Origin of the sequence: Pararhizobium qamdonense, from assembly GCF_029277445.1 — a bacterium.
GTDB lineage: Bacteria > Pseudomonadota > Alphaproteobacteria > Rhizobiales > Rhizobiaceae > Pararhizobium > Pararhizobium qamdonense.
Window position 1 is genome coordinate 3,846,361 of record NZ_CP119566.1, and the last position, 14,310, is coordinate 3,860,670.

The window sequence follows — 14,310 nt, forward strand, 5'->3', positions numbered from 1 at the left end:
GGGTTGGGGAGGGGCTCTCAACCAATCACAACATCAACCAAGGAGGAACCACCATGACAGTCCAGACACGCGTCAAGGAACGGGCGGAGGAACAGTCCTCGGCTATGACACCGGAACAGCAGGCCATGATCCGCATGGTCGCCAACGACCTGCACAGGCTCAACCAGGCCGTCATGAAAGCCGTGGATGCTGGCGTTTCCGTCGAGCTTGTCCGCTCGGCCCGCCATCATGGCGGCGAAGGCAATTGGGGTGATCTGCTGATCCCCGTTATCGTCACGCAGGGACGCGGCTGAGGCATGACACCGTGTCCACAAACATCCCGGCGGGACAATATCCTGCCGGGATGTTGCGTTCCGGCGAAACGCTAAAGACTAACGGCTAAAGACTGCGGCTTGGCCGCTTGCCGGCAAAAAGATCGGCATGGCTTTTGACCAGCCGGAACAGCCGCTCGGACACCGTGCGGATTTCGCGGCGGTGTCGGTCCTCGCTGTTGGTGACGATCCATTGGCCGTGGCGCAGCTGTTTCAGTTCCTCGCCTGCCCGCTCCAGGCCCGGATCGAGATCGCCGACGAAACAGGGCAGCACCGCCTGCCCCGCCCCTGCCCGCGCCAGATCCAGCAGCGAGCGCGGGCGGCTGACGATGACGGCGACCGGGGCAGCCGCCTGTTCATGCGGAAAGCGCAGATAGGGCGAGATCGCATCCTCCTCAGACACCGCGATCCAGGCTGAGGCCAATCCCGGCTGCGCATTGCGCTGGCGGTAGGCGGCATAGGCGACCTCGCCGGTATGGCGGCTTGTCAGATGCGGCTCGTCCGGCACGACCGCCCGCACGCCGACATCGCTTTGCCGGTGTGCCAGCGTCGCCCGCCGCTCGGAAACGGACATGTCGAGGCGGAAACCGTCACGCTCGCTCCAGATCGCCTGGATGTTTTCGCAGACCAGCCACGTCACCCAGGTTCCGGCCATCAGCCGCACCACAGAGCCCCCATGCGCCTCCTGCCGCCAGCCATCGACCTTGCGCACCACGGCGTCCATAGCCTGCAACTGTTCTAAAAGCGCCTGGCCATCGGCGGTCAAACGGTACCCGGTCTGGCTGCGGACAAACAGCTGCCGGCCGATCCTTTGTTCCAGATCCAGCACACGGCGGCCGACGGTGGCGGGGCTCAAACCGTTGACCTGCGCGGCACCGGTCAATCCGCCATGGCGCGCAACGGCCAGAAATATCTGATAGGCATCCCAGGATATGTCTTTCATCATTGAAAAACATACTCCGGTTTCTTGCGTTTATAAACCCATTTTTGAAGCATAGGTTCAAGGTGTGAACGGAGTGCGGCGGCAGTGCCGCCTCATCCCAAATTGAAGAAAGCGTCCTGCAGGGCCTTAGGTCCGGCAACGGCTTTCTGTTGCCGAAGGGAAGCTGTGATGCCGGAGATGATGGGAATGGTTTTATGGATGGAGATGCTGGCGAAGGACGCGCGCAGACCGCATGAATTCCAGGAGGTGATCGACCGGAACCGCCTGTCCAGCAGGATGTCCAGCGCGGTGCGGCGGCTTTGCCTGGGCTGGCTGCGACGAAAATAAAAAGCCCGGCGTCCAAAGCCGCCGGGCTGTCCGCATTTATCTAGTATCTATCAGGCGGCGCGGCCGACCTGGCGGCCGGTTGCAACAGGCTCCAGGCGGAACTGTTCGACCAGCATCATCAGCGTATCGGCCTGGTTGGCGAGTTCGCGGCTGGCGCTGGTTGCCTGATCGACCATGGTCGCATTCTGCTGCGTCATCTGGTCCATCTGGTTGACCGACCCGTTGACCTCGTGCAGCGCTGCGGCCTGGTCGCGGCTGGCAGTGGCAATCATTTCCACATGGCTGCTGACCGCAACGATCTGCTGGCTGATCGATGCCAGAACCGCGCCGGTTTCCTGGACCAGTTGCGAGCCGGAATTCACTTCGTTGGCGGATTTGTTGATCAGGCCCTTGATCTCGCGGGCCGCACCTGCCGAACGCTGGGCGAGTTCCCGGACTTCCTGCGCCACCACCGCAAACCCCCTGCCGGCATCGCCGGCGCGGGCGGCCTCGATCCCGGCATTCAGCGCCAGGAGATTGGTCTGGAAGGCGATCTCGTCGATGACATCGATGATCTGCTCGATCTGGCGCGAGGCATCTTCGATGCGGCCCATGGCCGAGATCGCGTTGCTGACGACGACGGCGGAATTGTCGGCGCTCTTCTTGGTATGCGTGACGGCAACATTGGCCTCATGCGCCCGCTCGGCCGAGGACCGTACGGTGACGGTGATCTGGTCGACGGCGGCTGCGGTTTCTTCCAGCGACGCGGCCTGAGCCTCGGTACGCTTGGAGAGCTGATCTGCCGATGCATGCATATCGTTGCCGCTGCGCTGGATCGACAGCGCATTGTTGCGGATCTGCAGGAGCGTGTCCTGCAGGCGGATCAGCGAACCGTTGAAGTCCATCCGCAGCTGTTCGAGACGGCCGGTGAACGGCGTTTCGATCTGCTGCGAGAGATCGCCCTGCGCCAGGCGGCCGAGACCGGCGGCGAGCTGGTTGACGGCAAAATCGATCTGGCTGTCGAGGGCGCGCTTTTCGGTATCGTTGCGGCTGCGCTCGGCATCGGCCTGGGCGCGCTGCTCCTCGCTTTCGGCTTCGATGCGGACCTTGGAAAGGGCATTTTCCTTGAAGATGCCCAGCGCCCGCGCCATGTCGCCGATCTCGTCGCGGCGGGCGCCGCCATCGATCGAGGTATCGAGCGCACCGTCAGCCAGACGGCGCATGGCGGCGGTGATCTGCCCGATCGGACCCTTCAGTGTCAGCACCAGCGCGCCACCGGCGAGAAGGGCGATCAGGATGCCCAGAACCGTCGCAAAGACAGAGACCTGATTTGCCTTGTCGCGCTCGACCGAGGCGGTGGTCTTCTGGCCCTCGGCAAATGCGGTCAGCTGACCCCAGATGCTGTCGATTTCGGCAGCCGCAGCCGTGAATTCGGCCTGGCGTTTATGGCTGGTTGCGACCAGGGCGATGCTGTCCTGATCCATCTTCTCGATGATCGGTTTCAAGGAGCCGACCAGATCGGTGAAGAATTTCAGGTCGCCGGCTGTTTGTGCCAGGCTTTGCACATCCTGGCCCATGATGGAGAATTCGCGCGAAAGCCGGGCACGGCCCTCCTCGTCGGATTTTTCCAGGAAGCTCGCGGCGGCGATGCGGATGGAATAGACGGAATTGACCAGCTTGCGAGTATCGGTGAGCACGGTTGCGGCCTTGACCAGCGGCGCATCGAGCTTGCCGAAGGTGGCGGTCGCGTCGCGCATCTTGACGGTGGCGGCCGTCTGCAGCTGGATGCTGTTCTGGCGGAAGCGGGCAACCAGACGGCCGACTGCTGCGGCGTTTTCCTCGCTGAGATCGCCGGTATCGACCAGCGCCTTCATCTCGGCCACGGTCTTCTTGAAGGTTTCGGCGACGGCCTTCTGGTTTGCCGGCAGGCCGGAAGCGATCTTGCGCTGTACCTTGGTGAGTTCTCCATAGGAACTGCCCGCAAACTTGATCTTTTCTTCCGGCGTCGCCGCCTTGGCAAAGGCCGACATGAAGGCAACGAGCGTATCGCTGGACGAGGTCAGGCGATCTGCTTCACGCAGGATCGATTTGGCCGCTTCCTCATCCTTGCGGACTGCGCGTTCCATCTTGGTGGCTTCCTCAAGCACCTTCATCTGCTCGCCGAGCAGGCTGCCGAGGCTGTTGGAGATGGATTTGCGCAGCGCCACTTCTTCCTCGTAGAGCGTCCAGAGCTGGCCGACGCGCTCGCCGATCTTGGTGCTGCCTTCGACGGCCTCCTGCAATTGGCGGCGGCCTTCCTCGTCATTGACCTGCGCCAGCGTGCCCGACAGGACCGCTTGCTGGCCCTCAAGCTTTTCAACCACAGCCTGGCGGGTGTCCTCCGACGTGTTCTGCAGAAAGGCGTTCATGCCGGCATAGACATCCTTGAAACCGCTCAGCGACTGCAGGACGCTATTGGAAATCTCCATCCGCCCCTGCAGCAATCCCGACGCATAAAGCCCGGTAATGCCGACGGCGCAGATGCTGACGACGAAGGGCAGGATGAACAACAGCACCTTGGTCTGGATTTTGAAGCGGGCAAGAATCTTGTCGATGAACATGAACGCACCTTGGCTCGCAGCCTGCGTCCGCCCTCCTCAAGCCGTACAGGCTTGCCCGGTGCGCCAGCACGCTGGTGATTTAACTGAAAAATCATGCGGCGCATCGCCGCCAGCCTGCCAGGCATTCATTGCATGATCCGCCGCCTCCCCGGGGCTGAGATCACGGCAGGCTCCGTTGAAATCATTCTTCAACGGCAACGATTAATATTTGAATAAGTGGGATCTAAATCGTTTCAGATGGCTGTTGCAGCGCATCGATGGAAAATCCCGCCCTGCGGGATTTCGCGAGACCATGCGGCAAGGCATGGGCAGATATAACCCGCCTCACACAGAAAGCGGGAAGCAATCGGACCGTTTAGAACGACCAGAAGGACGGAAGGGCAACGAGCGCTGCAAGCGCGAACGCGGCGATCACTGAAACACGGATGAACAAAGCCTTGCGCGCGGCACTTTCGTCGGCTTTCGCAATTGCGATTGCGCGGGCGGTGGAACGATTGCGTGATTGATTCATGGCATCATTTCCTTTCGACATCAGCAACAATAGACCCGGATGCTCCGGACCGCCAGTCCATGCCGTGCTGCAACCGCTCACAAAAGCGTAAAAAATGTCACGTTTCTGAAACAATTCCTGAAAATGACTATCGTGCCGTGCTGCAAAACGTTTGGACCAGCGTTTCAAACAGGTTCCGTCAGATGTCTTAACAAGTGCTGAAGCCGCCTGCGCTTTGCCGGCTCATGCCACTTGGCCGGCCGAAAAGCCCGATGCCCAGGCCCATTGGAAATTATAGCCGCCCAGCCATCCGGTGACATCGACGCACTCGCCGATGAAATAGAGGCCGGGAACGTCCCGCGCCTGCATGCTGCGCGAATCGAGCGCCTTCGTATCGACACCGCCCAGCGTCACCTCGGCGGTGCGATAGCCCTCCGATCCGGCGGGCTTGATCACCCAGTCCTTGAGGGTGAGGCAGAACGCATCGATCGCCTTGTCGGAGAGATCGGCGAGCGGCCGGTTGCTGAGCCCGGCGGCCTCGGCGAAGAATTGTGCCAGCCGTTTCGGCAAGGGTTCGCAGAGCGCCGTCTGCAGCGCCTGGCGGCCATTCTGCTTACGCGCCGCCTTCAGCACGCCGGCAATATCGGCATGCGGCAAAAGGTTGAGGCTGATATCGCCGCCCTCGCGCCAATAGGACGATACCTGCAGGATGGCCGGACCGCTCAGGCCCCGGTGGGTGATCAGCACGGCTTCCTCAAAAACCGTCTTGCCGCAGCGCGCCTGCGCATCGACGGCAACGCCGGCCAGCGCATTCAGGCTTTCCAGTTGCACCGGATCGAGCGTCAGCGGCACCAGTCCCGGCCGGGTCTCCACCAGCGGCAGGCCGAACTGCTCTGCGATCTTATAGGCAAGACCGGTTGCGCCCATTTTCGGGATCGACTTTCCGCCGCTCGCAACGATCAGCGAGGAACAATCGATGGCGCCATCGGCGGTCACGATCCGGAACCCGGACACGGTTTTTTCAACCGCCTGGATCTGCGCGCCCAGCCGCAGGACCGCGCGTGCCTCCTTCATCTCGGTCAGCAGCATGCGGATGATGTCCTTGGCGGTGTCGTCGCAAAACAACTGGCCAAGCGTCTTTTCATGCCAGGCGATCTTGTAGCGATCGACCAGGGCGATGAAATCATGCGGCGTGTAGCGCGCCAAAGCCGACTTGCAGAAATGCGGATTGACTGAGAGGAAGTTCTTCGGGCTCGCATGGATATTGGTGAAGTTGCAGCGTCCACCGCCGGAAATGCGGATTTTTTCGCCCGGCGCCTTGGCATGATCGAGCACAGCGACGCGGCGGCCGCGCTTGCCCGCCTCGATCGCCGCCATCATGCCGGCAGCCCCTGCCCCGATTATCACCACGTCGAATTGTTCGGCCAAGACATCCATTCCCGTTTCGGTTTTCTTTCAAAGGCAAGGGCGGCAAAGTCAATTGCTGTTGTGACGATGAGGGCGAATACAGCCTGTACGGCGGCAAAAGTCCCGGTTTTCACCCTAGCCAATTGCCAAACTGTGGCTATGATGCCCCATCCGAACCCAAAACCGGTGATTTATGCCCGTCAGAAGAAATGCTGCCCAACCAACTGCAAGGACTGTCAAGAGCTCGAAAATACCCGCCGCACTGCAAGCCCCCCGCGGAGTGAAGACCTGGAAGGAAGCCGCCGACTGGCTGAAAATCCGTGGCATCGAGGATATCGAATGCATCACGCCTGATATTGCCGGCGTTCCGCGCGGCAAGATGATGCCGTCCTCGAAATTCACCTCCAATACCTCGCTTGCACTGCCCTCGGCGATCTACCGCCACACGATTTCCGGCGAATATCCCGAAGAGACGGGCAATTTCCGCTATGACAGCCGCGACAGCGATATCAAGCTGGTGCCTGATCTTTCGACCCTTTCGGTGGTTCCCTGGGAAAGCGACCCGACGGCGCAGGTGATCTGCGACATTGCGGGCTCGCAGGGCGAAAAAGTTCCCTACACGCCGCGCAACGTCCTGAAGCACGTTCTCGACCTCTATGCCCAACGGGGCTGGAAGCCGGTCGTCGCGCCTGAAATCGAATTCTATCTGGTCGCCAAGAACGAAGACCCGGATTATCCGCTGCATCCGCCGAAAGGCCGTTCCGGACGGGCGATCCAGGGCGGACAGGGCTATTCGATCGCCGGCGTCAACGAATTCGACGAACTGATCGACGATATCTACCATTTCTCGGAAAAGCAGGGTCTGGAGATCGACACGCTGATCCACGAGGAAGGCCCGGCACAGCTGGAAATCAACCTTCGCCATGGCGATCCGATCGAGCTTGCCGACCAGGTCTTCATGTTCAAGCGGACCATTCGCGAAGCGGCCCTGAAGCACGGCATCTACGCAACCTTCATGGCCAAGCCAATGCAGGCGCAGGCAGGCTCTGCCATGCATATCCATCAGTCGGTTGTCGAAGTGAATACCGGCCGCAACCTGTTTTCCAATGCCGACGGCTCGCCCTCCAAGGAGTTCTTCTCCTTTATCGGCGGCATGCAGACATTCGTGCCCAAGGCGCTGTCGATGATGGCCCCTTACGTCAACTCGTACCGGCGGCTGACGCCGGACATGTCGGCGCCGGTCAACAATGCCTGGGGCTACGACAACCGCACGACCGCGTTTCGCATTCCGGTTTCCGAACCTGCCGCACGGCGTGTGGAAAACCGCCTGCCAAGCTCGGACGCCAATCCCTATCTGGCGCTCGCAGCCTCGCTCGGCTGCGGTTATCTCGGCATCATCCAGGGACTGGAACCATCGGCACCGGCGGAAGCGTCGGCCGATAGCGGGACGATCGACCTGCCGAGGGGGCTGCTGGAAGCGGTGTCGCTCTTGGAAGCGGAACCGGCTTTTGCCGAGATCTTCAGCCCGGAATTCATCGCCATCTATGGCGGCGTGAAGCGGGGCGAGTTCGAAACCTTCATGCAGGTGATCAGCCCCTGGGAGCGCGAATACCTGCTTCTCAATGTCTGATACGAAAGGCGCAGCCATGCCTTGGCAAAGCCCGATCTCGCCGGGGATTTCCTGGTATGAGTCCAGTGTCGCGGAGCGGCCGGAATATCCGGCCCTTTCGGGTTCGGTGGAGACCGATGTCGCGATCGTCGGCGGGGGCTTCACCGGGCTGCAGGCCGCCTACAATCTGGCGCGCAAGGGCGTGCGCGTCACGCTGATCGATGCCTGCCGCTTCGGCGACGGTGCGTCTGGCCGCAATGGCGGCCAGCTCGGCACCGGCCAGCGCTGGTCTCCCGAGGAGATGGAGGGAACGCTCGGCTACGAGCGGTCCAAGGCATTGTTCGATCTGGCAGAGGATGCCAAGAAACATCTGCTCGACTTCGCATCCACACATGGCATCGATATCGAATATGTCGAGGGGCAGCTGAATGTCTGCCACAGGCCACGGCTCGAGAAAGATTATCGCGACAGCGTCGAGATCGCCGCATCGCGCTATGGCTATGCGCACCAGAGCTTCATGGACCGCGACGAGACGGTGGCGCGGCTGGGCTCGCAGCGATATCTTTTCGGCATCCGCGATACCGGCACCGGCCATATCCAGCCGATGAAGCTTCTGGTTGGCCTCGCCAGACAGGCGGCCCTGGCCGGCGCATCGCTGCACGAGCAGACCAAGGCGCTGAAGATCAACCAGGCCGGCGGCCGGGTGACGATCGAGACGGACAAGGGCACCATCCGCGCCGATCGCGCCCTGATTGCCTGCAACGGCTATATCGGCAATCTCGAACCGGTCACGGCACGGCATGTCATGCCGATCCGTTCGTTCATCGGCGCCACCAAGGTTCTCAGCGATTTTCCCGATGTGCTGCCCGGCGGCGAAGCGGTGGCGGATTCACGCTTCGTCGTGCGCTATTTCCGCAAATCCAAGGATGGGCGGCTGCTGTTTGGTGGCCGCGAGGCCTATACGGCGGACAATCCGCGGGAAATTTCCGAACATATCCGCCGGCAGATCACGGAGATCTACCCGTCGCTGGCGAATGTCGAGATGACCCATTCCTGGGGCGGCTCGGTTGGCATCACGCTGCCGCGCCAGCCCTTCGTGCGCGAGGTCATGCCCGGCGTTACATCGATTGGCGGCTATTCCGGCCATGGCGTCATGCTGTCGAACTATTGCGGCAAGCTCTATTCCGATATGGTGACCGGCAACCGCTCGGACCTCGACCTGTTGCGGGAGCTGAATGTTCCGGCTTTTCCAGGCGGCACGCGGTTCCGCTCCGTGCTTTTGTTCGTCGCACTCAGCTGGTATGCCTTGCGCGACAAGTTTTAAAAGCCGCACCTGAAAAGCGCAGGAAACGCATTTTGTTGCGCCGCACCCTAGCGCTTTTAAATCGATTAGATTATACACTCCTCAGACCAGAACGAGATCGAGATTTCTCATGAGCAGCCAGATCATTCCTGTGGAACCCTTTGACTATGTGGTTTTCGGAGGCACCGGCGACCTTGCCGAACGCAAATTGCTTCCTGCCCTTTATCATCGCCAGCTGGATGGCCAACTCACCGATCCGACCCGCATTATCGGTGCGTCGCGCAGCGTGCTCAGCCATGACGAATACCGCAAATTTGCGACCGACGCCCTCAAGGAACATCTGAAGCCGAGCGAGTACGATGAAGCGCAGGTGAAGATCTTCACCGACCGTCTGTTCTACGTGCCTGTCGATGCCAAGTCGGACAATGGCTGGGATCAGCTGAAGGCGCTTCTGGACGAGGGCAAGGACCGCGTGCGGGCCTTTTACCTTGCCGTCGCACCCGCCATCTTCGGCGATATCTCCGAAAAAATCCGCGACCACAAGCTGATCACCAAGATGACGCGCATCGTCGTCGAAAAGCCGATCGGCCGTGACCTTGCCTCGGCGCTCGAGCTCAACGACACGATCGGCAAAGTGTTCAAGGAAGAGCAGATCTTCCGCATCGACCATTATCTCGGCAAGGAAACCGTGCAGAACCTGATGGCGCTGCGCTTTGCCAACACGCTGTACGAACCGCTGTGGAACTCGTCCTATATCGATCATATCCAGATCACCGTTGCCGAATCGGTCGGGCTGGAAAGCCGTGCCGGTTACTATGACAAGGCCGGTGCGCTACGCGACATGGTGCAGAACCATATCCTCCAGCTGCTCTGCCTGGTCGCCATGGAAGTGCCGCCGTCGATGAACGCGGAAGCGGTGCGCGACGAGAAGCTGAAGGTGCTGCGTGCGCTAAAACCGATCAATCCCGGCAATGTCGAGAAGATGACCGTGCGCGGCCAGTACAAGGCCGGCGCTTCGGCCGGGGGTGCGGTCAAGGGTTATCTCGAAGAACTCGAAGGCGGCGTGTCCAACACCGAGACCTTCGTTGCCATCAAGGCCGAAATCAACAACTGGCGCTGGGCCGGCGTTCCCTTCTACATCCGCACCGGCAAACGCATGGCCGGCCGTATGTCGGAAATCGTCATCACCTTCAAGCCGATCCCGCATTCGATCTTCGACGAGGCTGCGGGCCGCATCGAGGCCAACCAGCTGATCATCCGCCTGCAGCCGGACGAAGGCGTCAAGCAGTCGCTGATGATCAAGGACCCGGGCCCGGGCGGCATGCGCCTGCGCAACGTCTCGCTCGACATGACCTTTGCCGAAGCCTTCAACGCCCGCAGCGCCGATGCCTACGAGCGCCTGCTGCTCGACGTGGTGCGCAACAACCAGACCCTGTTCATGCGCCGCGACGAAGTCGAGGCCGCATGGCGCTGGGTCGATCCGATCCTGAAAGCCTGGGAAGCCGTCAACCAGCAGGTCCAGGCCTATACGGCCGGCACCTGGGGACCGAGCCAGGCCATCGCGCTCATCGAGCGGGACGGCCGCACCTGGCATGAAGTGATCTGAGGACGGGCGCCATGACGGCTGCGATGCATGTATTCAACGATGGTGCGGCCCTGGCGGAAGGCCTTGCGCAAGCGGTCGCCACTGCGCTGTCGGCAGCCGTTGCGGCCCGCGGGCAAGCCTGCATCGCCGTGTCCGGCGGCTCGACGCCGAAGGCTTTCTTCAAGGCGCTGTCCGGCAAGGCGATCGACTGGACCAAGGTCACCGTGGCCCTGGTCGACGAACGCTTTGTCGCACCCGATACCGACCGCTCGAACGAAAAGCTCGTCAAGGACAACCTCCTGATCAACGCTGCGGCTCACGCGATCTTCGAGCCGCTCTATTATCCAACGGCGACCGCCGAAGAGGCCGCTGCCGCAGCCAGCAAGCAGACCGCCGCCATCGGCTGTCCCTTCGACGTGGTGATCCTCGGCATGGGCGGCGACGGGCATACGGCCTCGTTCTTTCCGGGCGGCTCGCGCCTTGCAGAAGCGCTCGACCCGGCCACGCCGCGCGGCGTGATGACGATGGAAGCCGAAGGTGCGGGCGAGCCGCGCCTGACATTCACTTTCTCCAGCCTTCAGGATGCCCGACTTCTGGTGCTCCATATCGAGGGAGCGGCCAAGAAGGACGTTCTTGCGAAGGCCGAAGCGCCCGGTGACGAGGCGGAGATGCCGATCCGCGCCATGTTGCGCCGGGCGGCCTCGCCGCTCCAGATCTACTGGGCACCCTGAAGCGGGCCGTGATCTCTCGAGATCGCTTCCCGCGCTTCAGGTCTTAGATTTACGCATGCCGTCATCGCCAACCGCTGCATACGTTTGCGCGGCATGCTGAAAGCCCGATGTCCGGGGACCCAAGACCCGGATAACCGCAACCATGCAGACCACAGGAGTGCCGAACACTCCGGAACAGGATTGCCATGTCCGCCGACAGCCGTATTGCCGCGATCACCGCCCGCATCGTCGAACGCTCGAAACCTTACCGCGAGCCTTACCTCGCCCGCGTTCGCGCGGCGGCATCCAAACGCGTCACCCGTTCGGTCCTTGGCTGCGGCAATCTTGCCCATGGCTTCGCCGTCTGTTCCCCCTCCGAGAAAGTGGCGCTTTCCGGCGACGAAGTGCCCAATCTCGGGATCATCACCTCCTATAACGACATGCTCTCGGCGCATCAGCCCTTCGAGACCTATCCGGCGCTAATCCGCCAGGCCGCCCATGACGCCGGCGGCGTGGCGCAGGTGGCGGGCGGCGTTCCCGCCATGTGCGACGGCGTCACCCAGGGACAGCCGGGCATGGAGCTTTCGCTGTTTTCGCGCGACCTGATCGCCATGGCTGCAGGCGTCGGCCTGTCGCACAACATGTTCGATTCCACCGTCTATCTCGGCGTCTGCGACAAGATCGTTCCCGGCCTGATGATCGCCGCCATGACCTTCGGCCATTTGCCGGCAGTGTTCATTCCCGCCGGGCCGATGACCACGGGCCTGCCGAACGACGAGAAGTCGCGGGTCCGCCAGCTGTTTGCCGAGGGCAAGGTCGGCCGCGACGAATTGCTGGAGGCGGAATCGAAATCCTATCACGGCCCCGGAACCTGTACCTTCTACGGCACGGCCAATTCCAACCAGATGCTGATGGAGATCATGGGCTTCCATCTGCCCGGCGCCTCCTTCATCAATCCGGGCACGCCGCTGCGCGATGCGCTGACCCGCGAGGCTACCCGGCGGGCACTGGCGATCACCGCGCTCGGCAACGAATTCACCCCTGCCGGCGAGATGATCGACGAACGCTCGATCGTCAACGGCGTGGTCGGCCTGCATGCGACCGGCGGCTCGACCAACCACACGATGCATCTCGTCGCCATGGCCCGCTCGGCCGGCATCGCGCTGACATGGCAGGATATTTCCGAGCTTTCCGACATCATCCCGCTGCTCGCCCGCGTCTACCCGAACGGGCTTGCTGACGTGAACCACTTCCATGCCGCCGGCGGCATGGGTTACCTCATCAGCCAGCTTTTGAAGCACGGCCTGCTGCATGACGACGTGCGCACCGTTTTCGGCCAGGGGCTCGATGCCTATGCGATCGACGTCAAGCTCGGCGAAAACGGCACGGTCGCGCGCGAACCGGCACCGGATGTCAGCCATGATCCCAAGGTGCTTTCGACCGTCGAACAGCCCTTCCAGCATTCCGGCGGGCTGAAGATGCTGACCGGCAATCTCGGCAAGGCCGTCATCAAGATTTCGGCGGTCAAGCCGGAGCGCCACGTCATCGAGGCACCGGCCAAGATCTTCCACGATCAGTCCGAACTGCAGACGGCGTTCAAGGATGGCAAGCTCGAGGGCGATTTCGTCGCGGTCGTGCGTTTCCAAGGCCCGAAGGCCAACGGCATGCCGGAACTGCACAAGCTCACCACCGTGCTCGGCATCCTGCAGGACCGTGGCCAGACGGTGGCGCTCGTAACCGACGGCCGCATGTCCGGCGCCTCCGGCAAGGTGCCTTCGGCGATCCACATGACGCCGGAAGCCAAGGATGGCGGACCGATCTCCAAAATCCGGGAAGGCGACATCATCCGGCTGGATGCCATCCATGGCACGATCCAGGTGCTGGTCGATGCTGCCGAACTTGCCAACCGGGCTCCGGCCGAGGCCGATCTGTCCGGCAACGAATTCGGCATGGGCCGCGAGCTGTTTGCCCCGTTCCGCGCGGCAACGGGCTCGGCCGATCATGGGGCGAGCGTGTTCTTTCACTGAAAGCGGAAGCTCCCGGCCAAGCGCCGCGAGCTTTCACACACCGCTGCTTATGGCAGCGGCCCGGGATGCATGTCGGTCCTGCCGTCATAACGCTCGATGGTGAGCTCGAAAATGTCGATGCCTTCGATGCAGCGGGCATTCACCGAGACTTTTTCACCGGGATAACCGCTGCGCATCAGGGCCACACCGCATGTCGCGCAAAAGTGATGTCCTTCGGTGATGCTGCGCCAGACATAGGTGGAGATGCGGCGCTTTTCGCTGACCAGCGTGATGGTGCTGGCCGGAACTTTCCAGTGCAGAAAGCCCGAACGGCGGCAGGTCGAACAGTTGCATTCGACAACCTCGGAAATCTCTTCATCGATTTCGAAGCAGATATCGCCGCAATGACAGGACAGGCGATAGGGTCGTTTCATCGGTTATCGTCTCGGTTCACTTACCCAGTGCCCAACAATCTGCCTCCTGACGGCGAAGTCAAGCGTGGGAAAGGTGGGACCGACCGCATTGCTGCCGGACAAAGCGCGCTGGTGGGACAGGGGTCAGCTATAGATATCCAGCACCCGGTTGCGATGATTGGGGTGTGTGGAATAGACGAAGATGCGATTGAGGTCGCGCTCCGACATCAGGCGCAGGAAACGAGCCTCGATGATATTGTTGGCATGCACGCGCTTGACGACGCAGCCGACCATGCCGATGCGGGCGCTGGGGACATCGAGATAGAAATTCTGAGGCAGCTTGAACTGCGTGGCGATGCCGAGAACCGCGCTGCTTTTGGATATTTTCAACAGTTCGCAGCGGCGGGAGGTGAGGTTGAGCATACCGTTTTCGGTATATTCGATCCGGGCATCGTTGCGGGTATCCTCCATCGGGAAATTGGCTTCCCGGTCGTACATGAAGGATTCTTCCTTGCTGAGATATGTCGGTTTATCGGATGCCTGTCCCCGCATCTGTCTGCTCCATGCGCCTCTGTTTTTTTTGAAACTTTAGCCGCTGAAATTTAACAGAGCGTGACCCGGCAACCA

Annotated in this window: 13 protein-coding genes; 7 read left to right on the forward strand and 6 right to left on the reverse strand. The window is 61.5% G+C overall.

Annotated features, from left to right (window positions below):
* Positions 1-53 precede the first annotated feature (53 nt).
* Positions 54-293 (forward strand): SMc00767 family acetate metabolism repressor, encoded by a 240-nt coding sequence (locus tag PYR65_RS18860; protein WP_037119629.1) that lies wholly within the window; start codon positions 54-56, stop codon positions 291-293.
* 85 nt (positions 294-378) lie between these two features.
* Here the strand turns inward: PYR65_RS18860 and PYR65_RS18865 are convergent, their stop codons facing one another.
* Positions 379-1,254, reverse strand: a complete 876-nt coding sequence (locus PYR65_RS18865; RefSeq protein ID WP_276121106.1) for a LysR family transcriptional regulator — start codon at positions 1,252-1,254, stop codon at positions 379-381.
* Between the two features lie 168 nt (positions 1,255-1,422).
* Here PYR65_RS18865 and PYR65_RS18870 point away from each other — a divergent pair, with 168 nt between their 5' ends.
* Positions 1,423-1,581 carry a hypothetical protein gene (locus tag PYR65_RS18870; protein WP_276119086.1) on the forward strand — a complete coding sequence of 53 codons (159 nt, stop codon included), beginning with the start codon at positions 1,423-1,425 and terminating at the stop codon, positions 1,579-1,581.
* 50 nt (positions 1,582-1,631) lie between these two features.
* Here PYR65_RS18870 and PYR65_RS18875 read toward each other — a convergent pair whose 3' ends face one another.
* From PYR65_RS18875 to PYR65_RS18885, 3 genes are all read right to left on the reverse strand, one after another.
* Entirely contained in the window at positions 1,632-4,160 is a 2,529-nt protein-coding gene (locus tag PYR65_RS18875; RefSeq protein ID WP_276119087.1) for a methyl-accepting chemotaxis protein, read from the reverse strand.
* 355 nt (positions 4,161-4,515) lie between these two features.
* On the reverse strand, positions 4,516-4,839 hold the full coding sequence (locus PYR65_RS18880) for a hypothetical protein (RefSeq protein ID WP_276119088.1): 324 nt from the start codon (positions 4,837-4,839) through the stop codon (positions 4,516-4,518).
* A gap of 54 nt (positions 4,840-4,893) precedes the next feature.
* Complete coding sequence (locus PYR65_RS18885; RefSeq protein ID WP_276119089.1) at positions 4,894-6,078, reverse strand: BaiN/RdsA family NAD(P)/FAD-dependent oxidoreductase; 1,185 nt, start codon at positions 6,076-6,078, stop codon at positions 4,894-4,896.
* A 172-nt stretch (positions 6,079-6,250) separates the two neighbouring features.
* On the opposite strand from PYR65_RS18885, the gene PYR65_RS18890 reads away from it, so the two are divergent.
* From PYR65_RS18890 to edd, 5 genes are all read left to right on the forward strand, one after another.
* Positions 6,251-7,687 (forward strand): glutamine synthetase family protein, encoded by a 1,437-nt coding sequence (locus PYR65_RS18890; RefSeq protein WP_060635978.1) that lies wholly within the window; start codon positions 6,251-6,253, stop codon positions 7,685-7,687.
* 16 nt (positions 7,688-7,703) lie between these two features.
* A complete protein-coding gene (locus PYR65_RS18895; protein ID WP_060636237.1) occupies positions 7,704-8,990 on the forward strand; it encodes an NAD(P)/FAD-dependent oxidoreductase in 1,287 nt (428 codons plus the stop codon).
* Positions 8,991-9,099: 109 nt separating this feature from the next.
* The gene (gene zwf / locus PYR65_RS18900) at positions 9,100-10,575 is read left to right on the forward strand and encodes a glucose-6-phosphate dehydrogenase (protein WP_060635979.1); all 1,476 of its coding nucleotides are present in this window, start codon (positions 9,100-9,102) and stop codon (positions 10,573-10,575) included.
* A gap of 11 nt (positions 10,576-10,586) precedes the next feature.
* Entirely contained in the window at positions 10,587-11,285 is a 699-nt protein-coding gene (pgl, locus tag PYR65_RS18905) for a 6-phosphogluconolactonase (protein WP_276119090.1), read from the forward strand.
* A gap of 185 nt (positions 11,286-11,470) precedes the next feature.
* A complete protein-coding gene (gene edd, locus PYR65_RS18910; protein ID WP_276119091.1) occupies positions 11,471-13,291 on the forward strand; it encodes a phosphogluconate dehydratase in 1,821 nt (606 codons plus the stop codon).
* Positions 13,292-13,338: 47 nt separating this feature from the next.
* Here the strand turns inward: edd and PYR65_RS18915 are convergent, their stop codons facing one another.
* Positions 13,339-13,704: a GFA family protein gene (locus tag PYR65_RS18915; RefSeq protein ID WP_276119092.1), complete on the reverse strand. Its 366-nt coding sequence runs from the start codon at positions 13,702-13,704 to the stop codon at positions 13,339-13,341.
* Positions 13,705-13,827: 123 nt separating this feature from the next.
* A complete protein-coding gene (locus tag PYR65_RS18920) occupies positions 13,828-14,235 on the reverse strand; it encodes a hypothetical protein (RefSeq protein ID WP_060635983.1) in 408 nt (135 codons plus the stop codon).
* Positions 14,236-14,310: the final 75 nt, after the last annotated feature.

Excerpts from the sequence above, each read along its gene's own strand:
- PYR65_RS18860 (WP_037119629.1), top strand. The coding sequence starts at position 54 with ATGACAGTCCAGACACGCGTCAAGGAACGGGCGGAGGAACAGTCCTCG.
- PYR65_RS18865 (WP_276121106.1), bottom strand. The coding sequence starts at position 1,254 with ATGAAAGACATATCCTGGGATGCCTATCAGATATTTCTGGCCGTTGCG.
- PYR65_RS18870 (WP_276119086.1), top strand. The coding sequence starts at position 1,423 with ATGCCGGAGATGATGGGAATGGTTTTATGGATGGAGATGCTGGCGAAG.
- PYR65_RS18875 (WP_276119087.1), bottom strand. The coding sequence starts at position 4,160 with ATGTTCATCGACAAGATTCTTGCCCGCTTCAAAATCCAGACCAAGGTG.
- PYR65_RS18890 (WP_060635978.1), top strand. The coding sequence starts at position 6,251 with ATGCCCGTCAGAAGAAATGCTGCCCAACCAACTGCAAGGACTGTCAAG.
- PYR65_RS18895 (WP_060636237.1), top strand. The coding sequence starts at position 7,704 with ATGCCTTGGCAAAGCCCGATCTCGCCGGGGATTTCCTGGTATGAGTCC.
- zwf (WP_060635979.1), top strand. The coding sequence starts at position 9,100 with ATGAGCAGCCAGATCATTCCTGTGGAACCCTTTGACTATGTGGTTTTC.
- pgl (WP_276119090.1), top strand. The coding sequence starts at position 10,587 with ATGACGGCTGCGATGCATGTATTCAACGATGGTGCGGCCCTGGCGGAA.
- edd (WP_276119091.1), top strand. The coding sequence starts at position 11,471 with ATGTCCGCCGACAGCCGTATTGCCGCGATCACCGCCCGCATCGTCGAA.
- PYR65_RS18915 (WP_276119092.1), bottom strand. The coding sequence starts at position 13,704 with ATGAAACGACCCTATCGCCTGTCCTGTCATTGCGGCGATATCTGCTTC.
- PYR65_RS18920 (WP_060635983.1), bottom strand. The coding sequence starts at position 14,235 with ATGCGGGGACAGGCATCCGATAAACCGACATATCTCAGCAAGGAAGAA.